Source organism: Radiobacillus sp. PE A8.2, from assembly GCF_045635475.1.
Classification (GTDB): Bacteria; Bacillota; Bacilli; order Bacillales; family Amphibacillaceae; genus JBJGXI01.
This window is the reverse complement of the sequence record NZ_JBJGXI010000033.1, coordinates 26,099-48,433: the sequence shown is the minus strand read 5'-3', so window position 1 is coordinate 48,433 and position 22,335 is coordinate 26,099. Positions and strand designations below refer to the sequence as shown.

24 protein-coding genes and 1 other annotated feature are annotated in these 22,335 nt (G+C 40.1%); of the genes, 23 read left to right on the top strand and 1 reads right to left on the bottom strand.

The annotated features are described in order from the left end of the window. Positions 1 to 100 precede the first annotated feature (100 nt). The 3 genes from nusG (at position 101) to rplA (ending at position 2,129) form a co-directional block, all read left to right on the top strand. Entirely contained in the window at positions 101 to 634 is a 534-nt protein-coding gene (nusG, locus tag ACI6MV_RS16690; RefSeq protein WP_407271461.1) for a transcription termination/antitermination protein NusG, read from the top strand. Positions 635 to 847: 213 nt separating this feature from the next. After that, the gene (gene rplK, locus ACI6MV_RS16685) at positions 848 to 1,273 is read left to right on the top strand and encodes a 50S ribosomal protein L11 (RefSeq protein ID WP_407271460.1); all 426 of its coding nucleotides are present in this window, start codon (positions 848 to 850) and stop codon (positions 1,271 to 1,273) included. 160 nt (positions 1,274 to 1,433) lie between these two features. Continuing rightward, positions 1,434 to 2,129, top strand: a complete 696-nt coding sequence (rplA, locus tag ACI6MV_RS16680; RefSeq protein WP_407271459.1) for a 50S ribosomal protein L1 — start codon at positions 1,434 to 1,436, stop codon at positions 2,127 to 2,129. A gap of 24 nt (positions 2,130 to 2,153) precedes the next feature. Here the strand turns inward: rplA and ACI6MV_RS16675 are convergent, their stop codons facing one another. Further along, positions 2,154 to 2,288: a hypothetical protein gene (locus ACI6MV_RS16675; RefSeq protein ID WP_407271458.1), complete on the bottom strand. Its 135-nt coding sequence runs from the start codon at positions 2,286 to 2,288 to the stop codon at positions 2,154 to 2,156. Continuing rightward, positions 2,194 to 2,332, top strand: a sequence feature (ribosomal protein L10 leader region). Its footprint overlaps the gene before it by 95 nt. Positions 2,333 to 2,367: 35 nt before the next feature. On the opposite strand from ACI6MV_RS16675, the gene rplJ reads away from it, so the two are divergent. From rplJ to rpmC, 20 genes are all read left to right on the top strand, one after another. Further along, a complete protein-coding gene (rplJ, locus tag ACI6MV_RS16670; RefSeq protein WP_407271457.1) occupies positions 2,368 to 2,868 on the top strand; it encodes a 50S ribosomal protein L10 in 501 nt (166 codons plus the stop codon). Between the two features lie 113 nt (positions 2,869 to 2,981). Beyond that, the gene (gene rplL, locus ACI6MV_RS16665) at positions 2,982 to 3,344 is read left to right on the top strand and encodes a 50S ribosomal protein L7/L12 (protein ID WP_407271456.1); all 363 of its coding nucleotides are present in this window, start codon (positions 2,982 to 2,984) and stop codon (positions 3,342 to 3,344) included. Positions 3,345 to 3,577: 233 nt separating this feature from the next. Beyond that, on the top strand, positions 3,578 to 4,186 hold the full coding sequence (locus ACI6MV_RS16660; RefSeq protein ID WP_407271455.1) for a class I SAM-dependent methyltransferase: 609 nt from the start codon (positions 3,578 to 3,580) through the stop codon (positions 4,184 to 4,186). A 488-nt stretch (positions 4,187 to 4,674) separates the two neighbouring features. Beyond that, positions 4,675 to 8,214 (top strand): DNA-directed RNA polymerase subunit beta, encoded by a 3,540-nt coding sequence (rpoB, locus tag ACI6MV_RS16655; RefSeq protein ID WP_407271454.1) that lies wholly within the window; start codon positions 4,675 to 4,677, stop codon positions 8,212 to 8,214. Positions 8,215 to 8,275: 61 nt separating this feature from the next. Beyond that, complete coding sequence (gene rpoC, locus ACI6MV_RS16650; RefSeq protein WP_407271453.1) at positions 8,276 to 11,884, top strand: DNA-directed RNA polymerase subunit beta'; 3,609 nt, start codon at positions 8,276 to 8,278, stop codon at positions 11,882 to 11,884. 132 nt (positions 11,885 to 12,016) lie between these two features. Then, positions 12,017 to 12,268: a 50S ribosomal protein L7ae-like protein gene (locus ACI6MV_RS16645; RefSeq protein WP_407271452.1), complete on the top strand. Its 252-nt coding sequence runs from the start codon at positions 12,017 to 12,019 to the stop codon at positions 12,266 to 12,268. Positions 12,269 to 12,376: 108 nt separating this feature from the next. Next, positions 12,377 to 12,793: a 30S ribosomal protein S12 gene (gene rpsL, locus ACI6MV_RS16640; RefSeq protein ID WP_407271451.1), complete on the top strand. Its 417-nt coding sequence runs from the start codon at positions 12,377 to 12,379 to the stop codon at positions 12,791 to 12,793. Positions 12,794 to 12,835: 42 nt separating this feature from the next. Then, positions 12,836 to 13,306, top strand: a complete 471-nt coding sequence (rpsG, locus tag ACI6MV_RS16635) for a 30S ribosomal protein S7 (RefSeq protein ID WP_407271450.1) — start codon at positions 12,836 to 12,838, stop codon at positions 13,304 to 13,306. Between the two features lie 138 nt (positions 13,307 to 13,444). Beyond that, positions 13,445 to 15,523, top strand: a complete 2,079-nt coding sequence (gene fusA, locus ACI6MV_RS16630; protein WP_407271449.1) for an elongation factor G — start codon at positions 13,445 to 13,447, stop codon at positions 15,521 to 15,523. Positions 15,524 to 15,651: 128 nt separating this feature from the next. After that, positions 15,652 to 16,842 (top strand): elongation factor Tu, encoded by a 1,191-nt coding sequence (tuf, locus tag ACI6MV_RS16625; RefSeq protein ID WP_407271448.1) that lies wholly within the window; start codon positions 15,652 to 15,654, stop codon positions 16,840 to 16,842. A gap of 730 nt (positions 16,843 to 17,572) precedes the next feature. Next, a complete protein-coding gene (gene rpsJ, locus ACI6MV_RS16620) occupies positions 17,573 to 17,881 on the top strand; it encodes a 30S ribosomal protein S10 (RefSeq protein WP_407271447.1) in 309 nt (102 codons plus the stop codon). Between the two features lie 27 nt (positions 17,882 to 17,908). Beyond that, on the top strand, positions 17,909 to 18,538 hold the full coding sequence (gene rplC, locus ACI6MV_RS16615; protein WP_407271446.1) for a 50S ribosomal protein L3: 630 nt from the start codon (positions 17,909 to 17,911) through the stop codon (positions 18,536 to 18,538). A gap of 25 nt (positions 18,539 to 18,563) precedes the next feature. Beyond that, on the top strand, positions 18,564 to 19,187 hold the full coding sequence (gene rplD / locus ACI6MV_RS16610) for a 50S ribosomal protein L4 (protein ID WP_407271445.1): 624 nt from the start codon (positions 18,564 to 18,566) through the stop codon (positions 19,185 to 19,187). Next, complete coding sequence (gene rplW, locus ACI6MV_RS16605; protein ID WP_407271444.1) at positions 19,187 to 19,480, top strand: 50S ribosomal protein L23; 294 nt, start codon at positions 19,187 to 19,189, stop codon at positions 19,478 to 19,480. Before rplD ends, rplW begins: the two co-directional genes overlap by 1 nt. Before the next feature lie 30 nt (positions 19,481 to 19,510). Continuing rightward, complete coding sequence (gene rplB / locus ACI6MV_RS16600) at positions 19,511 to 20,341, top strand: 50S ribosomal protein L2 (RefSeq protein ID WP_407271443.1); 831 nt, start codon at positions 19,511 to 19,513, stop codon at positions 20,339 to 20,341. Positions 20,342 to 20,398: 57 nt separating this feature from the next. Then, the gene (gene rpsS, locus ACI6MV_RS16595; RefSeq protein WP_407271442.1) at positions 20,399 to 20,677 is read left to right on the top strand and encodes a 30S ribosomal protein S19; all 279 of its coding nucleotides are present in this window, start codon (positions 20,399 to 20,401) and stop codon (positions 20,675 to 20,677) included. 18 nt (positions 20,678 to 20,695) lie between these two features. Beyond that, entirely contained in the window at positions 20,696 to 21,037 is a 342-nt protein-coding gene (rplV, locus tag ACI6MV_RS16590) for a 50S ribosomal protein L22 (protein WP_407271441.1), read from the top strand. 3 nt (positions 21,038 to 21,040) lie between these two features. Further along, positions 21,041 to 21,682, top strand: a complete 642-nt coding sequence (rpsC, locus tag ACI6MV_RS16585; protein WP_407271440.1) for a 30S ribosomal protein S3 — start codon at positions 21,041 to 21,043, stop codon at positions 21,680 to 21,682. Between the two features lie 17 nt (positions 21,683 to 21,699). Further along, positions 21,700 to 22,134 (top strand): 50S ribosomal protein L16, encoded by a 435-nt coding sequence (gene rplP / locus ACI6MV_RS16580; protein ID WP_407271439.1) that lies wholly within the window; start codon positions 21,700 to 21,702, stop codon positions 22,132 to 22,134. Then, positions 22,124 to 22,327, top strand: coding sequence for a 50S ribosomal protein L29 (gene rpmC, locus ACI6MV_RS16575; protein WP_407271438.1), 204 nt, complete (start codon positions 22,124 to 22,126; stop codon positions 22,325 to 22,327). The genes rplP and rpmC overlap by 11 nt, the downstream gene beginning before the upstream one ends. Positions 22,328 to 22,335 lie beyond the last annotated feature (8 nt).

Genomic DNA, 22,335 nt, shown 5'->3' with positions numbered 1-22,335 from the left:
TGGAAAAAAATAATTTACATACAGTCGATGTAAAATTGCTTAGGAATTATCTATTCTATATACGATAAAGGGAGGGAAGGGCAAGCGATTGTCCTGAACGATGGAAAAAAATTGGTATGTTGTTCACACGTATTCTGGTTATGAAAACAAAGTAAAGGCAAATTTAGAAAAACGATTAGAAAGCATGGGGATGGAAGACAAAATTTTTCGCGTGCTAGTTCCTGAGGATGAAGAAACAGAAATAAAAAACGGCAAGAAAAAAGTTTCGAAAAAGAAGGTTTTCCCTGGCTATGTATTAGCAGAAATGGTGATGACTGATGATTCATGGTACGTAGTAAGAAATACGCCGGGCGTTACAGGGTTTGTAGGTTCCACTGGGTCAGGCTCAAAGCCAATCCCGCTACTTTCTGAAGAAGTAGAAACGATATTGAAGCGGATGGGTATGGATGAACCGACTGTAGAGATAGATTTTGAAGTGAAAGAAAGCGTTAAGGTAACAGAAGGTCCATTTGCTAATTTCACTGGTACGATCGAGCATATTGACACAGACAAGCATAAAGTAAAAGTTCATGTTAATATGTTTGGTAGGGAAACTCCGGTAGAATTGGAATTTGCACAAATTCAAAAATTATAGAGTGTGGATTTTGGGAATAGGGATGCTGGATGATAAGAATGAACAATAAACTACAAAACAAGAGAGCAAAAAACATTCCCTTGCATTTTACTTTGAAAAATGCTAAAATTCTTATGTTCTTTATGCCTCGAGTATAAGGTTTAATTTTGATATGAATTGAGTGGGAGGGCAAAGACCCTATTACCACATCACGGACTTAAGGAGGTGTGTCTCGTGGCTAAAAAAGTTATTAAAGTAGTAAAATTACAAATCCCTGCAGGGAAAGCAAACCCAGCTCCACCAGTTGGACCAGCATTAGGTCAAGCAGGTGTTAACATCATGGGTTTCTGTAAGGAATTTAATGCCCGTACGCAAGATGAAGCAGGTATGATTATTCCGGTTGAAATTACGGTTTTTGAAGACCGTTCATTTACATTTATCACAAAAACTCCACCTGCTGCTGTTCTTTTAAAGAAAGCGGCTGGAATCGAAAGTGGATCAGGAGAACCAAACAGCAAAAAAGTTGCGACATTAAAACGTGACAAAGTAAAAGAAATTGCTGAAACAAAAATGCCTGATCTAAACGCTGCTGACGTGGAAGCGGCTATGCGTATGGTTGAAGGAACTGCGCGTAGTATGGGTATTGTTATTGAAGACTAATCCCACAGTAGCACTCTGATTAAAGAGGAAGGTTGCGATGATGGAGTGAACCCATTTCGCAACCTTTTTGTAGGATAAGGATTTGGAGATCCAATTCCGCTTTTAAAAGTGGGAGGTACATGAATTAACCGTTAAGACCACAATCAAGGAGGAAATAATAATGGCAAAAAAAACAAAAAAGCAACAAGAAGCACTTAAACTTGTTGATCGTACAAAGCAATACGACGTTCAGGAAGCAATTGAACTAGTAAAACAAACTTCTAAGGCTAACTTTGATGAAACTGTTGAAGCAGCATTTCGTTTAGGAGTTGACCCGAAGAAAGCTGACCAACAAATTCGTGGTGCTTTTGTATTACCACACGGTACTGGTAAAACACAAACCGTTCTGGTATTTGCAAAAGGCGAAAAAGCAAAAGAAGCAGAAGCAGCAGGTGCTGATTATGTTGGAGAGCAAGATCTAATCGCTAAAATCAACCAAGGTTGGTTTGATTTCGATGTAGTTGTAGCAACTCCAGACATGATGGCTGAAGTTGGTAAATTAGGTCGTGTACTTGGACCAAAAGGTTTAATGCCAAACCCTAAAACTGGAACAGTTACTTTCGAAGTAACAAAAGCAGTTGAAGAAATCAAAGCGGGTAAAGTAGAATACCGTGTAGATAAATCTTCTAACATCCATGTTCCAATCGGAAAAATTTCATTTGATGCACAAAAATTGGCGGAAAACTTTACTGCAATCACAGAAACATTGATCAAAGTAAAGCCACAAGCTTCTAAAGGTGTTTACATGAAGAATGCTTCTATAGCTTCTACAATGGGACCTGGTATCAAAGTTGACGTATCATCTTTCTCAAAATAAATAATATTGACTTGAGCTAATTAATTAGATATAATAATCGGTGTTGCTTAAAGTTAATAAATAAATGAATATAAACGTTATACCGTAGACAGTAGGTGCAGCAATGCTTAAATATCCTGCCGAGGTGTCGAATAATGAAGATAGAAATATCTGATGCATTCAACAAGCCTCCATGTCTATATGGGGGCTTTTTTACTACGGCCGTTCGGTATGATGAAATTCTATAGGAGGTGGAACGATGTCAAAAGTAATGGAGAAAAAGAAACAGTTAGTGACAGAAATCGCTGATAAGTTCCGCGATAGTAAATCAACAATTCTTGTTGATTATCGTGGTCTAAGTGTTGCTGAAGTAACAGAACTACGTACACAATTGCGTGAAGCTGGTGTAGACTTCAAAGTATACAAAAATACGATGTCTCGTCGTGCGGCAGAGCAAGTAGAACTTGCTGAGCTAAACGAAACGCTTGTAGGCCCAACTGCGATTGCGTTTAGTAATGATGATGTAATTGCTCCAGCTAAAATTTTGAATAAGTTTGCAAAAGACCACAATGCACTTGAAATTAAAGGCGGCGTAATCGAAGGCAAAGTTGTATCACTTGATCAAATTAAAGAGCTTGCAGACCTACCAAACTACGAAGGTCTACTATCTATGCTACTCAGCGTACTTCAAGCTCCAATTCGCAATTTCGCATATGCTACAAAAGCAATTGCGGAACAAAAAGAAGAACAAGGCGCATAAGTTTAATACTTCGAAGCTCGTGGGCTGAGAAGCGTAACAACGATTATACAGGTTTAAAGCCTATTATCGGATGATAAAAAATAAATTCAAACAAACATTAGGAGGAAAAAATCATGTCAAAAGAACAAATTATTGAAGCAATCAAAGAAATGTCAGTTCTTGAATTAAACGATCTTGTAAAAGCTATTGAAGAAGAATTCGGTGTAACTGCTGCAGCTCCTGTTGCTGTTGGTGGTGCTGGTGGCGCTGAAGCTGTTGAAGAGCAAACTGAATTTGATGTAGTTCTAGATAGTGCTGGAGCTTCGAAAATTAAAGTTGTTAAAGCTGTTCGTGAAATCACAGGTCTTGGACTTAAAGATGCGAAAGATCTTGTAGATAACGCTCCTGGAGCAATTAAAGAAGGTATTTCTAAAGAAGAAGCAGAAGAAATGAAAGCTAAACTTGAAGAAGTTGGAGCTTCTGTAACATTGAAATAAGTAATGAAGAGCTCGCCTATTTAAGGCGGGCTTTTACTTATACTCCAATAATAGTTGGGGTGTAATTTCCTTGAATGGTGTAGTTAACCTCTTTTCTTACCAAACTAGACACTTAATGCCTAACATATCCTCTACTTTCTAATGGCAAAATTAATACACCCAAACAATAAAATAAGTTGGCATTAAGAAATTAGAACAATAGATACTAGTAAGTCTGAAGGTAGGTGCCTTACATGTCAGATCATTATTTTTCTAACAAGCCACAATCACAGAGCAAGCCGTCAACATGGTCATTTGAATTAAGAGGGCAAACGATGAAGTTTACAAGTGATTATGGTGTTTTTTCAAAAAGTGAAGTAGATTTTGGGTCGCGTACATTGATTGATGCATTTGTAGAACCGAGCATCGATGGAGTTATATTGGATCTAGGTTGTGGATATGGTCCGATTGGATTGTCTCTTGCAAGAGCTTATAGTGATCGCCAATTTGTATTAAGTGATATTAATGAGCGCGCGGTTTCTTTAGCAGAACAAAATGCTAAGCAAAATGGTATAGCTAATGTGACGTTTCATGTATCTGATGGTATGGAAGGTTTGCGTAATCATCGGTATGCTGCGATCTTAATTAATCCACCGATTCGAGCAGGGAAAGACACGATTTTTCGTATGTTCGAGGAAAGTTATACAGCGCTTTTGGATCAAGGGGAATTGTGGATTGTAATTCAAAAAAAACAAGGTGCACCTTCTACCCAAAAAAAACTTCAAGAAATCTTTGCTGAAGTAAATGTAGTGAATAAGAATAAAGGTTACTTCATTTTTTGCGCAAAAAAACTTGACAATTAAACAAAGTTTAGGTAAACCCAAAGGGAAAGGGATTGACTCGATTTTCCTATTGTGGTAACATTGAAAAATGCCAATAGGACACTTTGTTTGTCAAGAGGAAATTTTACATTATTTCTATGTATAATTAACTAGTAGTGGGAGATAATGTTAGAATCGTCGTTAATGTTCGTGTTCTTTGTGTTGTTTTTTGTGAGAACTGCATTGGCTTAACTGTTTTTAAAATTAATTTCCAAGTTTATGAATTACACGTGCTTTAACGAGCAGGTGCCAATATATAAACTTGTGGATACATACGTATTCGCAAGTTTGTTCGGTATGTGTACCGAACAAATTACAATGCACTGATTAAAGTATACCTTTTCGCTTTAGAATGTCAACCACTTATGCTAGTAAAACTAGCGATTAGGTTAGGTGCAAAATCAGCCAAACATCCGATAGATGGTCGTCTGGCTTCGTTTCTTTTATTCTTGATTTGAGGGGTGAATCTGTTGACAGGTCAACTAGTTCAGTATGGACGACACCGCCAACGTAGAAGTTATGCACGTATTAGTGAAGTGCTTGAATTGCCGAATCTAATAGAGATTCAAACTGTCTCCTATAAATGGTTCATGGAGGAAGGTTTGAGAGAAATGTTTCAGGATATTTCTCCTATTGAAGACTTTGCGGGCAATTTATCACTAGAATTTGTCGATTACAGTTTAGGAGAACCAAAGTATCCGGTCGATGAGTCAAAAGAAAGAGATGTTACGTATAACGCTCCTCTTCGTGTGAAAGTTCGTCTGTTAAACAATGAAACAGGTGAAGTGAAAGAGCAAGAAGTATTTATGGGTGATTTCCCTTTAATGACGGAAACAGGTACTTTTGTTATTAATGGTGCTGAGCGCGTAATCGTTTCGCAACTTGTACGTTCACCAAGTGTATACTTTGGTGAAAAATATGATAAAAACGGTAAAAAAGGTAATACGGCTACAGTAATTCCGAACCGAGGTGCTTGGTTAGAGTTTGAAACGGATGCGAAAGACGTTGTACACGTGCGAATTGATCGTACACGTAAATTACCAATTACCGTCCTTTTGCGTGCGCTAGGATTTGGAAATGATCAAGAAATTATTGACTTGATCGGTGAAAATGAGTATTTAAAGAACACGCTTGAAAAAGATAATACCGAAACGAGTGAAAAAGCGTTATTGGAGATTTACGAGCGTCTACGTCCTGGAGAACCACCGACAGTAGATAATGCTAAAAGTCTTTTAGTATCTCGGTTTTTTGATCCAAAACGATATGATCTCGCTCATGTAGGTCGATATAAGTTAAACAAAAAGCTTCATATAAAAAACCGACTTTTCAATCAAGTGCTAGCAGAGCCTCTTGTTGATAAAGAGACAGGTGAAGTGATTGCTCAAAAAGGTGACAGGTTAGATCGTCGCTTATTAGATAAAATTATGCCGTATCTCGATGCGGAAGAAGGTTTCTTCGGTGAAGCGCACTTAGAACCACATGAAGGTGTACTTGAAGAACCTATAAAAATCCAGTCTATTAAAATCGTTGACCCTACAGATCCTGAAGGGGAGAAAACTTTAAATGTTATTGGTAATGCTAATGTAAGCAAAAGTGTTAAAAATATTGCTCCAGCAGATATTGTTTCTGCAATTAGTTATTTCTTTAACATATTACACGATGTTGGTGGAACGGATGATATTGACCACTTAGGTAATCGTAGACTGCGTTCTGTTGGTGAATTGTTACAAAACCAATTCCGTATTGGTTTGTCTAGGATGGAACGTGTCGTGCGTGAACGGATGTCAATTCAGGACACGTCATCGATTACACCACAACAATTAATTAATATCAGGCCAGTTATTGCGTCGATTAAAGAATTTTTTGGAAGCTCACAGTTATCACAATTTATGGATCAAACGAATCCATTAGCAGAGCTTACACATAAACGTCGTCTATCAGCGTTAGGACCTGGTGGTTTAACTAGAGAACGTGCTGGCTTTGAAGTGCGTGACGTTCACTACTCGCACTATGGCCGTATGTGTCCAATTGAAACGCCTGAGGGACCAAACATTGGTTTAATTAACTCCTTATCATCTTATGCGAAGGTGAATCCATTTGGGTTCATTGAAACGCCTTATCGTCGTGTTGACCCTGAAACAGGTAAAGTTACTGATCAGTATGATTACCTTACTGCTGACGAAGAGGACAACTATGTTGTTGCCCAAGCGAATGCACGTTTAGCAGAAGATGGATCATTTGTCGATGATGAGGTAATTGCTAGATTTCGTGGTGAAAACACAGTTGTAAATAGAGATCGTCTTGACTATATGGATGTATCTCCGAAGCAAGTAGTATCAGCGGCGACAGCTTGTATTCCGTTCTTGGAAAATGATGACTCGAACCGTGCGCTTATGGGTGCAAACATGCAGCGTCAAGCTGTACCGCTAATGCAACCAGAATCACCAAGAGTTGGTACGGGTATGGAATATGTATCTGGTAAAGACTCTGGTGCAGCAGTAATTTGTAAACAAGAAGGTATTGTTGAAAGAGTTGAAGCGAAAGAAATTCATGTTCGCCGAATTTCAACGATAGATGGAAATGAAGTTAAAGGTGATGTGGATCGCTATCGCCTGTTAAAATTCATACGTTCAAACCAAGGAACATGTTATAACCAGCGCCCGATTGTTAGTGTCGGAGACCATGTTGTTGAAGGTGAAATTCTTGCTGATGGACCATCTATGGAGCTCGGTGAGCTTGCTTTAGGACGAAACGTACTTGTTGGCTTTATGACTTGGGAAGGGTACAACTACGAGGATGCCATTATTATGAGTGAGCGCCTTGTTAAAGATGACGTATATACTTCTATTCACATTGAGGAATATGAATCAGAAGCTCGTGATACAAAGCTAGGACCAGAAGAAATTACACGAGATATCCCGAATGTTGGGGAAGATGCATTAAGAAACTTAGATGAACGTGGTATTATCCGTGTTGGTGCTGAGGTTAGTGATGGTGACCTACTTGTAGGTAAAGTTACACCTAAAGGGGTAACTGAGTTATCTGCAGAGGAGCGCCTTCTACATGCAATCTTCGGTGAGAAAGCCAGAGAAGTACGTGACACATCTTTACGTGTTCCGCACGGTGCTGGTGGGATTGTCTTAGATGTTAAAATCTTTAATCGTGAAGATGGCGATGAACTTCCACCGGGAGTAAACCAACTTGTTCGTGCATATATCGTGCAAAAACGTAAAATTTCAGAAGGTGACAAAATGGCTGGTCGTCACGGTAATAAAGGGGTTATCTCTAAAATATTACCGGAAGAAGATATGCCGTTCTTACCAGATGGAACACCAATTGATATTATGTTAAACCCATTAGGTGTACCTTCTCGGATGAATATCGGACAGGTGTTAGAAATGCACCTTGGTATGGCAGCGAGATCTTTAGGTATCCACGTTGCTTCACCAGTATTTGATGGTGCGCGCGAAGAAGATGTTTGGGAAACATTGGAAGAAGCTGGTATGCCAAGAGATGCGAAGACGGTACTATATGACGGTAGAAGCGGTGAACCGTTTGATAACCGCGTATCTGTTGGAGTTATGTATATGATTAAACTAGCACACATGGTTGACGATAAGCTTCATGCTCGTTCAACTGGTCCTTACTCTCTCGTAACACAGCAACCACTGGGTGGTAAAGCACAGTTCGGTGGACAGCGTTTTGGTGAAATGGAAGTTTGGGCGCTAGAAGCATACGGCGCAGCATACACGCTACAAGAGATTCTAACTGTTAAATCTGATGATGTTGTTGGTCGGGTGAAAACATACGAAGCGATTGTTAAGGGTGATAATGTCCCAGAACCGGGTGTTCCTGAATCGTTCAAAGTATTAATTAAAGAGCTTCAAAGTCTAGGTATGGACGTAAAAATGTTGTCCATTGACGAATCGGAAATTGAGATGCGAGATCTAGAAGAAGAAGATACCCAATCAGCAGATAAGTTTAATCTAGAGGTTGAAGAAAGCAAGTAGAGCTCTTTAGGTGTCAGATCTTTGCGAAGAGAACCTGGATATTAATAGGGAGGTAGGCCCCTTGTTAGATGTAAATAATTTTGAGTTTATGAAAATAGGTTTAGCTTCACCTGATAAGATCCGTTCTTGGTCCTTTGGTGAGGTAAAAAAACCGGAAACAATTAACTATCGTACGTTAAAACCAGAAAAAGACGGATTGTTTTGCGAGCGTATCTTCGGACCACAAAAAGACTGGGAATGTCATTGTGGAAAATACAAACGAGTTCGTTATAAAGGTGTCGTTTGTGACAGATGTGGAGTAGAAGTAACAAAGGCAAAAGTTCGTCGTGAGCGTATGGGGCATATAGAGCTAGCTGCCCCTGTCTCACACATCTGGTATTTCAAAGGTATTCCGAGTCGGATGGGACTCGTTCTCGATATGTCTCCAAGAGCACTGGAAGAAGTTATTTATTTTGCAGCGTATATCGTTACAGATTCTGGAGATACAGCATTAGAGAAGAAACAACTGCTATCTGAGAAAGAATATCGTGCGTATCGTGAAAAATATGGCCAAACGTTCCAAGCGCAAATGGGAGCAGAAGCTATCCGTAAAATATTACAAGATATCGATCTTGAAAAAGAAGTAGATTTACTACGAGAAGAGTTAAAAACGGCACAAGGGCAACGTCGTACCCGTGCAATTAAACGGTTAGAAGTACTAGAGGCATTCCGTAACTCAGGAAACAAGCCATCTTGGATGGTGTTAGATGTGTTGCCAATCATTCCTCCAGAATTGCGCCCAATGGTGCAATTAGATGGTGGACGTTTTGCAACATCTGATTTGAATGACCTTTACCGCCGGGTAATTAACCGTAATAATCGTTTGAAACGATTACTAGATCTTGGTGCGCCAAGCATTATCGTCCAAAACGAAAAGCGTATGCTACAAGAAGCTGTCGATGCATTAATCGATAATGGTCGTCGTGGCCGTCCTGTTACAGGACCTGGTAACCGCCCATTAAAATCTCTTTCACATATGCTTAAAGGTAAACAAGGTCGTTTCCGTCAAAACTTACTCGGTAAACGTGTAGACTATTCCGGTCGTTCCGTTATCGTAGTAGGACCACATCTAAAAATGTATCAATGTGGTTTACCGAAAGAAATGGCTGTTGAACTTTTCAAACCATTCATTATGAAAGAATTGGTTGAAAGAGGTTTGGCGCATAATATTAAGTCAGCAAAACGTAAAATTGAACGTTTGCACCCAGAAGTATGGGATGTTTTAGAAGAAGTTATTAAGGAGCACCCGGTGTTACTTAACCGTGCACCTACATTGCACCGTTTAGGGATCCAGGCGTTTGAACCGACATTAGTTGAAGGTCGTGCAATCCGTCTACACCCATTGGTATGTACAGCATATAACGCTGACTTTGATGGGGACCAAATGGCTGTTCACGTTCCGTTATCTTCTGAAGCGCAAGCAGAAGCAAGAATATTAATGCTTGCTGCACAGAACATTCTTAACCCGAAAGATGGTAAGCCAGTAGTTACACCTTCACAGGATATGGTATTAGGTAACTATTACTTAACCATGGAACGCGAAAATGCAATCGGTGAAGGAATGGCTTTTAAAGATTTAAATGAGGCAATAATTGCATATCAAAGTGGCTATGTACACTTGCACACAAGAATTGCTGTCCAGGCATCATCATTAAAAAATGTGACGTTTACTGATGAACAACGAAGTCAATTGTTATTGACTACGGTTGGTAAACTAATCTTTAATGATATTCTTCCAAGTTCATTCCCATATATGAATGAACCGACGCAGCAAAATTTAGAAGTTTTAACACCTGAAAAATACTTCATTTCCAAAGGAACGAATGTGAAAGAGGAAATCGCGAGCCGCGATATTATCCCTCCTTTCAAAAAAGGTATTCTAGGGGATATTATTGCTGAAGTATTTAAACGTTTTAAAATCAGTGAAACTTCTAAAATGCTAGATCGAATGAAAGATCTTGGATTTAGTTATTCAACAAAAGCTGGTATCACAGTTGGTGTTTCTGACATCGTTGTGCTAGCAGAAAAACAAGAAATTTTAGAAGAAGCACAAATTAGAGTAGATAAAGTTCTCAAACAATTCCGTCGTGGTTTAATTACAGAAGAAGAGCGTTACGATCGCGTTATCTCTATTTGGTCTAAATGTAAAGATGATATTCAAGAACGCTTAATGAAAACATTAAACCCTAGTAACCCAATCTTTATGATGAGTGACTCTGGAGCGCGTGGTAATGCATCCAACTTTACACAGCTTGCTGGTATGCGTGGACTAATGGCCAACCCGGCTGGTAGAATTATTGAATTACCGATCAAGTCTAGCTTCCGCGAAGGTTTGACGGTATTAGAATACTTTATTTCTACACACGGTGCTCGTAAAGGTCTTGCCGATACAGCGCTGAAGACAGCTGATTCTGGTTACTTAACACGTCGTCTCGTTGATGTAGCACAAGATGTAATTGTTCGTGATGAAGATTGTGGAACGGACCGTGGTTTGACTGTACAATCAATTACAGAAGGAACCGAGCTGATCGAGCCGTTAATTGACCGTCTGATTGGCCGTACTTCTTTCCAACTTATCCGTCATCCGGATTCTGGAGAAACACTAATTAAACGTGATGAAGTAATAACCGAAGATATTGCAAAACAAATTGTTGATTCTGGTATTGAAAAAGTGACGATTCGCTCTGTGTTTACATGTAACACGAAGCACGGTGTATGTAAAAGATGTTATGGTCGCAATTTAGCAACTGGTTCTGAAGTTGAAGTAGGAGAAGCGGTAGGTATTATTGCTGCTCAGTCTATTGGCGAGCCAGGTACTCAGTTAACAATGCGTACATTCCACACTGGTGGGGTTGCTGGAGATGATATCACACAAGGTTTACCGCGTATCCAAGAGTTGTTTGAAGCCCGTAATCCAAAAGGGCAAGCGGTTATTAGTGAACTTGAAGGTATCGTACAAGATGTAAATGAAGTGAAAGACAAACAAGAAATTGTTGTGCAAGGCGATGTTGAAAGCAGATCTTACACAGCACCATATGGCGCACGCTTGAAAGTAGCTGCTGGAGACAAAGTATTTGCAGGGCAAGAGCTAACAGAAGGTTCTGTTGATCCAAAAGAATTATTAAAAATCCGAGGCATAGATGGTGTTCAAGAGTACTTGTTAAAAGAAGTACAAAAAGTATACCGTATGCAAGGGGTAGAAATTGGTGATAAGCACGTAGAAGTAATGGTAAGACAGATGCTTCGTAAAGTACGTGTTATCGATGCTGGACATACAGACGTCCTACCGGGATCTCTGTTAGAGGTACACCAGTTTAGAGATGCCAACCAAAAAGTTTTACTTGATGGTAACCAACCGGCGATAGGTCGTCCAGTGTTACTAGGTATTACAAAAGCATCGCTAGAAACGGATTCATTCTTATCCGCGGCATCATTCCAAGAAACGACGCGCGTATTAACCGATGCAGCAATTAAAGGTAAACGTGATGAATTGCTTGGACTGAAAGAAAATGTTATCATCGGTAAATTGGTACCGGCGGGAACAGGCATGCCGAGATATCGCAAAATAACTGCGAAAATGGATGAAGAAGAAACGACTGATGAGCAATATACAGAAGAAATTACAAGATAAATTAGATTTATGCTAACAAGGGAAAGATAGGAAGCGCCTATGTTTCTATAAAATTCAGTTGACATGAAATTTATAGAATGATACTATATCAAAGGTGCTTCCGTTTATCCTTGTTGCTTTGGAGGATGCCAGATGTCTTATGAAAAAGTAGCACAGGTTAAACCAAGATTAATAATTGGGACCAAGCAAACACTAAAGGCCATGAAAAGTGGTATGGTTAGTGAAGTTATCATCGCTGACGATGCTGATCAGCATATAACTAGTAAGGTGTCGCGTCTTGCAAAAGACTTGCAGATTCCGTGTTCTCATGTGGAATCAATGAAGAAACTTGGGAATGCGTGTGGTATAGATGTAGGGACAGCGGCAGTGGCTATAAAACGTTAAAGTTTTGGCGAAACCAATGAAGTGTTCGCGAAGGCTTTGTTTTTTGCCAACATATGAACCACCTGGATGTGTGGTATTACAAAGATTTAACTGAAAGGAGGAAAAAACATGCCTACAATTAATCAATTGGTACGCAAAGGGCGCGTGAGCAAAGGCAGAAAATCTGACTCACCAGCACTAAATAAAGGTTATAATAGCTTTAAGAAATCATTGACGAACCAGTCTTCTCCACAAAAACGTGGTGTATGTACTCGTGTTGGTACATTAACTCCTAAGAAACCGAACTCGGCGTTACGTAAATATGCTCGTGTTCGTTTAACTAACGGAATTGAAGTAACAGCTTATATCCCTGGAATTGGTCACAACCTACAAGAGCACAGTGTTGTACTTATCCGCGGAGGACGTGTAAAGGATTTACCTGGTGTACGTTACCATATCGTTCGTGGTGCGTTGGATACGGCTGGTGTTGAAGGTCGTATGCAAGGTCGTTCTAAATACGGAACAAAGAGACCGAAGAAAAAATAATGCAGTACAAATATAACAAAAGAGAAGAAAGGAGGGGGACATATGCCTCGTAAAGGACCAGTACCTAAACGTGATGTCTTGCCAGATCCGGTTCACAATTCGAAGCTTGTCACACGCCTTATCAACCAAATCATGGAAGATGGGAAGCGTGGTAAAGCACAAACAATTCTATATAGCGCCTTTTCATTAGTGGAGGAGCGTAGCGGACAGAGTTCTATGGAAATATTTGAACAAGCAATGAAGAACGTAATGCCAGTACTAGAAGTACGTGCGCGTCGTGTTGGTGGTTCAAACTATCAAGTACCAGTAGAAGTTCGTCCAGAACGTCGTCAAGCACTAGGTCTTCGTTACATTGTTAACTATTCTCGCTTACGTGGAGAAAAAACAATGGAAGAACGTCTTGCGAATGAAATTTTAGATGCAGCTAACAATACAGGTGCAGCTGTTAAAAAACGCGAAGATATGCACAAAATGGCAGAAGCAAACAAAGCGTTTGCTCACTACCGTTGGTAATTTGAATAGTATGTATTATTATCACCCTGAGGCTTGCTAATCCACACGTATTAGTTGGATGTGTAATGCCGACGGGTAATATACTTAAGTAAGACCAACAACAAATCAAATTCTTTTTATAAGGAAGGAGAAATACGCATGCCAAGAGAGTTCTCCTTGGAAAAGACACGTAATATCGGTATTATGGCCCACATTGATGCTGGTAAAACAACAGCAACGGAACGTATTCTTTTCTATACGGGCCGTATCCATAAAATCGGTGAAACACACGAAGGCGCTTCTCAAATGGACTGGATGGAGCAGGAACAAGAACGTGGAATCACGATCACTTCTGCTGCAACAACGGCTCAGTGGAAAGGACATCGTATCAATATTATTGATACTCCTGGACACGTTGATTTCACCGTTGAGGTTGAACGTTCATTACGTGTATTAGATGGTGCAGTAGCATTACTTGATGCACAGTCCGGTGTAGAACCACAAACTGAAACAGTATGGCGTCAGGCGACAACATACGGTGTGCCGCGTGTTGTTTTTGTTAACAAGATGGATAAAATCGGTGCTGATTTCCTTTATTCTGTTGGAACAATTCATGATCGTTTAGGTGCAAATGCACATCCAGTGCAATTACCAATCGGTGCAGAAGACAATTTTGAAGGGATCATTGACCTTGTTAATATGGAAGCATACTTCTATTTGGATGATTTAGGCACGCGTGCAGAAGCTCGCGAAATTCCTGATGAATATAAGGAATTAGCTGATGAATATCATACTAAATTAGTAGAAGCAGTAGCTGAACTTGATGAAGAATTAATGATGAAGTATTTAGAAGGCGAAGAAATTACAGTTGATGAATTAAAAGCAGGTATTCGTAAAGGTACGTTAGATGTAGAATTCTACCCAGTGTTTTGTGGATCTGCATTTAAAAACAAAGGAGTACAAATACTTCTTGACGGTGTACTTGATTACTTGCCATCACCAATGGATGTACCGCCAATCGAAGGTATCGTTCCTGGAACGGAAGAGAAAACAAATCGTAAAGCAGATGATAACGAGCCATTCTCTGCATTAGCATTTAAAGTAGCTACCGATCCATTCGTTGGTAAACTTACTTTCTTCCGTGTTTATTCAGGTACACTAAAAGCAGGATCTTATGTTAAGAACTCAACGAAAGATAAACGTGAACGTGTAGGACGTATCCTACAAATGCACGCTAACTCTCGTGAGGAGATTGCTGAGGTTTACTGTGGTGATATTGCTGGAGCTGTTGGTTTAAAAGACACTTCAACAGGGGACACTTTATGCGATGAGAAGAGTTTAGTAATCTTAGAATCAATGGAATTCCCAGAACCGGTTATCTCAGTTGCGATCGAGCCTAAAACAAAAGCAGACCAAGATAAAATGTCTGTTGCGTTAGGTAAGCTAGCAGAAGAAGATCCGACTTTTAAAACAGAAACAAATCCTGAAACTGGTCAGACGATTATTTCAGGGATGGGTGAGCTTCACCTTGATATCATTGTAGATCGTATGAAGCGTGAATTTAAAGTAGAAGCGAATGTTGGTGCTCCTCAAGTATCATATCGTGAAACTTTCCGTGGATCTGCTGATGTTGAAGGTAAATTCGTTCGTCAGTCTGGTGGTCGTGGTCAGTACGGACACGTTTGGATTAAATTTGAGCCAAACGAAGAAGGCGCTGGATTTGAGTTCCAAAATAAAACTGTCGGTGGTTCTGTGCCGCGTGAGTACGTTGGATCTGTAGAAGCTGGTGTCAAAGAAGCGATGGGTAACGGTGTAATCGCTGGATTCCCACTAATCGACATTAAAGCAACACTGTTTGATGGAAGCTATCACGATGTTGACTCAAACGAGATGGCATTTAAAGTAGCGGCATCAATGGCACTTAAAGCGGCGAAAAACAAATGTCAACCTGTATTACTAGAACCTTTGATGAAAGTGGAAGTTGTTGTTCCAGAAGAATACATGGGTGATATTATGGGTGATGTTACATCTCGTCGTGGACGTGTAGAAGGTATGGAAGCTCGTGGAACTGCACAAGTTGTAAAAGCATTCGTACCACTTGCAGAAATGTTTGGTTATGCGACTGCATTGCGTTCAAACACGCAAGGTCGTGGAACTTACACGATGCATTTTGATCACTATGAAGAAACACCAAAAAGCATTACTGAAGAAATTGTTAAAAAACATGCTGGTGAGTGATTGATTTTTTGACATGAATCGAGTATAAATTGTATTGTAGGCTTAGAAACAACTTGCCCTAAGTTGTTTCTAAGCAACACATAAATATACTTAAAAGTAACTTTTATTTATTAAAGGAGGAACTATAAATGGGTAAAGCAAAATTTGATCGTTCAAAAGACCACGTTAATATTGGTACAATTGGACACGTTGACCATGGTAAAACAACTTTAACTGCAGCAATTACAACTGTACTTTTCAACAAATTCGGTATTGGTGAAGCTCGTGCTTATGACCAAATCGATGGTGCACCAGAAGAACGTGAACGCGGAATCACAATCTCAACTGCACACGTTGAGTATGAAACTGAAACTCGTCACTATGCACACGTTGACTGCCCAGGACACGCTGACTATGTTAAAAACATGATCACAGGTGCAGCACAAATGGACGGAGCAATCCTAGTTTGTTCAGCTGCTGATGGTCCAATGCCACAAACTCGTGAGCACATCCTACTTTCTCGTCAAGTTGGTGTACCTGCGGTTGTAGTATTCTTAAACAAATGTGACATGGTAGATGACGAAGAGCTTCTTGAATTAGTAGAAATGGAAGTTCGTGACCTTCTTTCTGAGTATGACTTCCCTGGTGATGATGTACCAGTAATCAAAGGTTCTGCTCTTAAAGCACTTGAAGGCGACGAGAAATATGTAGATGCGATCTTCGAATTAATGGATGCTGTTGATGAGTACATCCCAAGACCAGATCGTGACACTGAAAAACCTTTCATGATGCCAGTTGAGGACGTATTCTCAATCACTGGTCGTGGAACAGTTGCTACAGGACGTGTAGAACGTGGTGTAGTTAAAGTTGGTGACGAGATCGAAATCATCGGTCTTGCTGAAGCACCATCTAAAACAACTGTAACTGGTGTTGAAATGTTCCGTAAACTTCTTGATTATGCTGAAGCTGGAGATAACATTGGTGCACTTCTTCGTGGGGTTGCTCGTGATGATATCAACCGTGGTCAAGTACTTGCTAAGCCAGGTACAATCACTCCACACACAGACTTCAAAGCAGAAGTTTATGTACTATCTAAAGAAGAAGGTGGACGTCACACTCCATTTTTCACGAACTACCGTCCTCAGTTCTACTTCCGTACAACGGATGTAACTGGTGTGATCAACCTTCCTGAAGGCGTTGAAATGGTAATGCCTGGTGATAACGTAGAAATGACAGTAGAACTTATCTCTCCAATCGCGATTGAAGAAGGTACAAAATTCTCAATCCGTGAAGGTGGACGTACAGTAGGCGCTGGCGTTGTTGCTAAAATCACGAAGTAATTTAGCTTAATAGCTTAAAACCTAACAGGCAGCGATCTAATCGTTGCCTGTTTTATTATTTTCTTGGAATATATAAAATTAAACAACTGTATATTCTTACTAAGTTATTTAGCCACATCCAGCGACTAGCGAGACAACACCTAACTCCGTACAATAAATCAACATCGATTCGCTTACGCTGATCGTGTTTCCTTTATCTGCTTGAAAATAAAAACCAATTTTCTTCGTGCGAGGTTGATGCGGCCGAAGTCTTCCTTGTCCTACGGCTCAGTCCAAATGTCTTCGGTGGGACGAGTAATCGCACTAAGGAAAGCTAAAATGAATATACACCGCAGAAACAAATGATTTTATTGTTTCGAGTCCAAGTCCATGCGTCGCTAAACTGGCACACCGCACTTTTGTTCATTCTCATGCGTCTAATAATTGAGTAGTAAGTCGATAATAGTAGAGAACGCGGATATTATACTGGTAAATAAAGCAAAAAGATTACGTGGACTTGAAATCTGTGCTCACTTTCATGTATAATCATTTAGGTGTTAATCTATGAATAAATTTCTGCAATTTATGGTTGCATTCATACCTATAATTCTATATAATATGTAATGTTGGTCATAAAAGGCGATGATGCGGAAGGTTGTTGACACACCCGGCCCCTTTGCCATGGCGGGTTGTTAAGAAAATTTTCGCGGAGAAAGTCTATTATAAAAATGGGCGAAAAGGAGGGAAAATAATGGCAAAAGAAAAAATAAGAATTCGTTTAAAAGCATATGATCACCGTATTCTTGATCAGTCTGCAGAGAAAATTGTAGATACTGCGAAACGCTCTGGTGCTAATGTATCTGGACCGATTCCACTACCTACAGAAAAAACAATCTATACAATCTTGCGTGCAGTACACAAATACAAAGATTCTCGTGAGCAGTTCGAAATGCGCACACACAAGCGTCTTATTGATATCGTAAGCCCAACACCACAAACGGTTGACTCATTAATGCGTCTTGATTTACCGTCTGGTGTGGATATTGAAATCAAACTATAAAGAATTAATTATTAGGAGGTGTAACGGATGACGAAAGGAATCTTAGGTCGCAAAATCGGCATGACTCAGCTATTCTCAGAAGATGGCGAATTAGTCGCAGTAACTGTAGTTCAAGCTGAGCCAAACGTAGTACTTCAGAAGAAGACATCTGAAAATGATGGTTATGAAGCGGTCCAATTAGGATTTGCTGATCAAAAGAAAAACAATGCGAATAAACCCGTACAAGGCCATGCTCAAAAAGCGAACACAACGCCTAAGCGCTACATTCGTGAATTCCGTGACGCGGATCTTGAAACATATGAAGTAGGTCAGGAGATCGGCGTAGACGTTTTCGCTGTTGGCGATGTCGTTGATGTAACAGGAACTTCGAAGGGTAAAGGTTTCCAGGGCTCTATTAAGCGCCACAACCAATCTCGTGGACCAATGTCACACGGTTCTCGTTACCATAGAAGACCGGGTTCAATGGGTGTTATTGACCCAATGCACGTATTTAAAGGGAAGAACCTTCCTGGACAAATGGGTGGAGAACAAATCACGATACAAAACCTTGAAGTTGTTAAAGTAGATACAGAACGTAACCTACTTTTAATCAAAGGTAATGTACCTGGTGCAAAAAAATCTTATGTAAAAATAACAAGTGCCGTTAAAGGTAACTAATTATATATTGAAGGGAGGATATGTCATGCCTAAAGTAGCACTTTATAACCAAGCTGGATCGCAAGTTGGCGATGTAGAATTAAATGATGCTGTTTTCGGAATCGAACCAAATACTTCTGTGTTACATGACGCAGTAGTGATGCAACGCGCATCTCTACGTCAAGGTACACATGCGGTGAAAGGCCGTTCAGAAGTTCGTGGTGGTGGTCGTAAGCCGTGGCGTCAAAAAGGAACAGGACGTGCACGTCAAGGTTCTATTCGCTCTCCACAATGGGTTGGTGGTGGAACTGTATTTGGCCCAACTCCACGTAGTTACAGCTACAAGTTACCAAAGAAAGTACGCCGTTTAGCGCTTAAATCAGCACTATCTTCTAAAGTACAAGAAGAGAACTTGGTAGTTTTAGAAGCACTTGCTTTTGAAGCACCAAAAACAAAAGAAGTAGTTAATTTATTATCTGCTTTAAATGTTAATGAAAAAGCACTAATCGTTACTGCAGATACTGATGTAGTTGTTGCTCGTTCTGCTAATAACTTGCCTAACGTAAAAGTATTAACTGTAAGTGAAGTAAATGTACTAGACTTGCTTACGCATGACAAGCTGATCTTAACAAAAGAAGCAGCTGAAAAAGCAGGGGAGGTGCTTGCATAATGAAGGATCCACGTGATATTATTAAGCGCCCAGTTATTACTGAAAACTCTGCTGACTTAATGGCAGAGAAAAAATATACGTTTGAAGTAAGTCCTAAAGCGAATAAAACTGAAATTAAAAGTGCAATTGAATTAGTTTTTGGTGTTAAAGTGGAGAAAGTAAACACAATGAACCTAAAAGGTAAATTCAAGCGCATGGGTAAATACGGTGGTTTTCGCTCAGATCGTAAAAAAGCTATTGTACAATTATCTCAAGACAGCAAAGAACTAGATTTCTTTGAAGGTGTCGAGTAAATAACTATTTAAAGAAGGAGGGAAACGAAGATGGCGATTAAGAAGTATAAACCAACTTCTAATGGTAGACGTGGGATGACAGCATCTGATTTCGCTGAAATCACAACGGATAAGCCAGAAAAATCCTTGTTAAGCCCATTACACAAACGTGGTGGCCGTAACAACCAAGGTAAATTAACTGTTCGTCATCAAGGCGGCGGTCACAAACGTCAATATCGTATTATCGATTTTAAGCGTGACAAAGATGGAATACCAGGACGCGTTGCTACAATCGAATACGATCCTAACCGTACCGCTAATATTGCCTTAATTCACTATGCTGATGGTGAAAAACGTTATATTTTAGCTCCGAAAGGTTTAGAAGTAGGAGATCAAATTCTATCTGGTGAAGGTGCTGACATTAAAGTAGGTCACGCACTGAAATTAGAAGATATTCCAGTAGGTACTATTATTCATAACGTAGAATTAAAGCCGGGACGCGGAGCTCAGCTAGCTAGATCTGCAGGTGCTCAAGCGCAAATCCTTGGTCGTGAAGATAAATACGTGCTAGTTCGTCTTACTTCTGGTGAAGTGCGCTTAGTACTAAGTACATGTCGCGCTACAGTAGGTCAAGTAGGAAACCTAGAACACGAATTAATCAATGTAGGTAAAGCAGGTCGCTCTCGTTGGAAAGGTATTCGTCCAACAGTTCGTGGTTCTGTAATGAACCCTAATGATCACCCACACGGTGGTGGTGAAGGACGTGCGCCAATCGGACGTAAATCACCAATGTCACCTTGGGGTAAACCTACACTTGGTTATAAAACGCGTAAAAAGAATAAATCTACAGATAAATTCATCGTTCGTAAACGTAAAAAATAACGGGATTGAATGGCGGGGATTAACGCCCGTCCATCAGTCACGAAGGGAGGTTCACGTATGGGTCGTAGCTTAAAAAAAGGACCTTTTGCGGATGATCACTTATTAAAAAAGGTTGAGAAACTTAACGAAGATGACAAGAAGCAAGTTGTTAAAACTTGGTCACGTCGTTCTACAATATTCCCTAATTTCATCGGTCACACCATCGCGGTATATGACGGTCGTAAACACGTACCGGTTTATGTAACTGAAGATATGGTAGGACACAAATTAGGTGAGTTTGCGCCATCCCGAACGTATAAGGGACACGCAGGCGATGATAAAAAAACAAAACGCTAATGAGAGGAGGTACTCTTCATGCAGGCTAAAGCTGTTGCAAAATCCGTTCGTATTGCTCCTCGTAAAGTTCGATTAGTCGTTGATTTAATTCGAGGAAAACAAGTTGGAGAAGCGATTGCAATATTAAATCATACACAACGTGGTGCTTCACCGGTTGTTGAGAAGGTATTAAAATCTGCTATCGCTAACGCAGAACACAATTATGAAATGAACCCTGACAGTCTAGTAGTGTCTGAAGCGTTTGTAGATGAAGGGATTACTATGAAACGTTTCCGTCCTCGCGCTATGGGTCGTGCTAGTAAGATTAATAAAAGAACAAGCCACATCACTGTGGTAGTATCAGAAAAGAAGGAGGGATAATCTGTGGGTCAAAAAGTTAATCCTATAGGACTTCGTGTTGGCGTTATTCGTGACTGGGAATCAAAATGGTACGCTGGCAAAGACTATGCAGACTTATTGCATGAAGATATTAAGATTCGTGAATATATTGAGCAACGTCTAAAAGATGCAGCTGTTTCAAGTATCGAAATCGAACGTGCGGCAAACCGCGTTAACGTATCGATCTCTACAGCTAAACCAGGTATGGTTATTGGTAAGGGTGGTTCAGAAGTAGAAGCGCTTCGTAATTCTTTGAACGCTTTAACTGGCAAACGTGTCCATATCAATATCGTAGAAGTAAAAAGAGCTGATTTAGATGCGAAACTAGTTGCTGAGAACATTGCTCGTCAATTGGAAAACCGTATTTCTTTCCGTCGTGCACAAAAACAAACAATCCAACGCGCAATGCGTGCAGGTGCAAAGGGTATTCGTACACAAGTATCTGGTCGTTTAGGTGGAGCGGATATCGCACGTGCTGAACATTATAGTGAAGGAACTGTGCCTCTACACACACTTCGCGCAGATATCGATTATGGTACTGCTGAAGCCGATACTACTTACGGTAAACTCGGTGTTAAAGTGTGGATTTACAGAGGAGAAGTCCTTCCAACAAGAAACAAAAAATAAGGAAGGGGGCAAGCATTATGTTAATGCCTAAACGTGTAAAGTATCGTAGACAACATCGTGGTAAAATGAGAGGCCAAGCAAAAGGTGGTACAACAGTTGCTTTTGGTGAGTATGGTTTACAAGCACTAGATGCATCATGGATCACTAGCCGTCAAATCGAGTCTGCACGTATTGCAATGACTCGTTATATGAAACGTGGCGGTAAAGTTTGGATTAAAATCTTCCCTGATAAGCCATATACTGCTAAGCCTCTAGAGGTTCGAATGGGTTCTGGTAAAGGTGCTCCTGAAGGATGGGTTGCAGTTGTTAAACCAGGGAAAATTATGTTTGAAATTGCTGGTGTTTCTGAAGAAGTGGCTCGTGAAGCTTTACGTCTTGCTTCTCACAAATTACCGATTAAAACAAAATTTGTAAAACGTGAAGAAATTGGTGGTGAAATCAATGAAGGCTAATGAAATTAGAGAACTAACCACTGCCGAAATTGAACAAAAGGTTAAGTCATTGAAAGAAGAACTATTCAATCTACGTTTCCAATTAGCTACAGGTCAATTGGAAAACACAGCACGTCTTCGTGAAGTTCGCAAATCAATTGCGCGTTTGAAAACTGTTGTACGTGAAAGAGAGCTAAGCGTAAAAAACGGATAAATGAGAGG

Excerpts from the sequence above, each read along its gene's own strand:
- nusG (WP_407271461.1), top strand. The coding sequence starts at position 101 with ATGGAAAAAAATTGGTATGTTGTTCACACGTATTCTGGTTATGAAAAC.
- rplA (WP_407271459.1), top strand. The coding sequence starts at position 1,434 with ATGGCAAAAAAAACAAAAAAGCAACAAGAAGCACTTAAACTTGTTGAT.
- ACI6MV_RS16675 (WP_407271458.1), bottom strand. The coding sequence starts at position 2,288 with ATGCATCAGATATTTCTATCTTCATTATTCGACACCTCGGCAGGATAT.
- rplJ (WP_407271457.1), top strand. The coding sequence starts at position 2,368 with ATGTCAAAAGTAATGGAGAAAAAGAAACAGTTAGTGACAGAAATCGCT.
- rplL (WP_407271456.1), top strand. The coding sequence starts at position 2,982 with ATGTCAAAAGAACAAATTATTGAAGCAATCAAAGAAATGTCAGTTCTT.
- ACI6MV_RS16660 (WP_407271455.1), top strand. The coding sequence starts at position 3,578 with ATGTCAGATCATTATTTTTCTAACAAGCCACAATCACAGAGCAAGCCG.
- ACI6MV_RS16645 (WP_407271452.1), top strand. The coding sequence starts at position 12,017 with ATGTCTTATGAAAAAGTAGCACAGGTTAAACCAAGATTAATAATTGGG.
- rpsL (WP_407271451.1), top strand. The coding sequence starts at position 12,377 with ATGCCTACAATTAATCAATTGGTACGCAAAGGGCGCGTGAGCAAAGGC.
- rpsG (WP_407271450.1), top strand. The coding sequence starts at position 12,836 with ATGCCTCGTAAAGGACCAGTACCTAAACGTGATGTCTTGCCAGATCCG.
- fusA (WP_407271449.1), top strand. The coding sequence starts at position 13,445 with ATGCCAAGAGAGTTCTCCTTGGAAAAGACACGTAATATCGGTATTATG.
- tuf (WP_407271448.1), top strand. The coding sequence starts at position 15,652 with ATGGGTAAAGCAAAATTTGATCGTTCAAAAGACCACGTTAATATTGGT.
- rpsJ (WP_407271447.1), top strand. The coding sequence starts at position 17,573 with ATGGCAAAAGAAAAAATAAGAATTCGTTTAAAAGCATATGATCACCGT.
- rplC (WP_407271446.1), top strand. The coding sequence starts at position 17,909 with ATGACGAAAGGAATCTTAGGTCGCAAAATCGGCATGACTCAGCTATTC.
- rplD (WP_407271445.1), top strand. The coding sequence starts at position 18,564 with ATGCCTAAAGTAGCACTTTATAACCAAGCTGGATCGCAAGTTGGCGAT.
- rplW (WP_407271444.1), top strand. The coding sequence starts at position 19,187 with ATGAAGGATCCACGTGATATTATTAAGCGCCCAGTTATTACTGAAAAC.
- rplB (WP_407271443.1), top strand. The coding sequence starts at position 19,511 with ATGGCGATTAAGAAGTATAAACCAACTTCTAATGGTAGACGTGGGATG.
- rpsS (WP_407271442.1), top strand. The coding sequence starts at position 20,399 with ATGGGTCGTAGCTTAAAAAAAGGACCTTTTGCGGATGATCACTTATTA.
- rplV (WP_407271441.1), top strand. The coding sequence starts at position 20,696 with ATGCAGGCTAAAGCTGTTGCAAAATCCGTTCGTATTGCTCCTCGTAAA.
- rplP (WP_407271439.1), top strand. The coding sequence starts at position 21,700 with ATGTTAATGCCTAAACGTGTAAAGTATCGTAGACAACATCGTGGTAAA.
- rpmC (WP_407271438.1), top strand. The coding sequence starts at position 22,124 with ATGAAGGCTAATGAAATTAGAGAACTAACCACTGCCGAAATTGAACAA.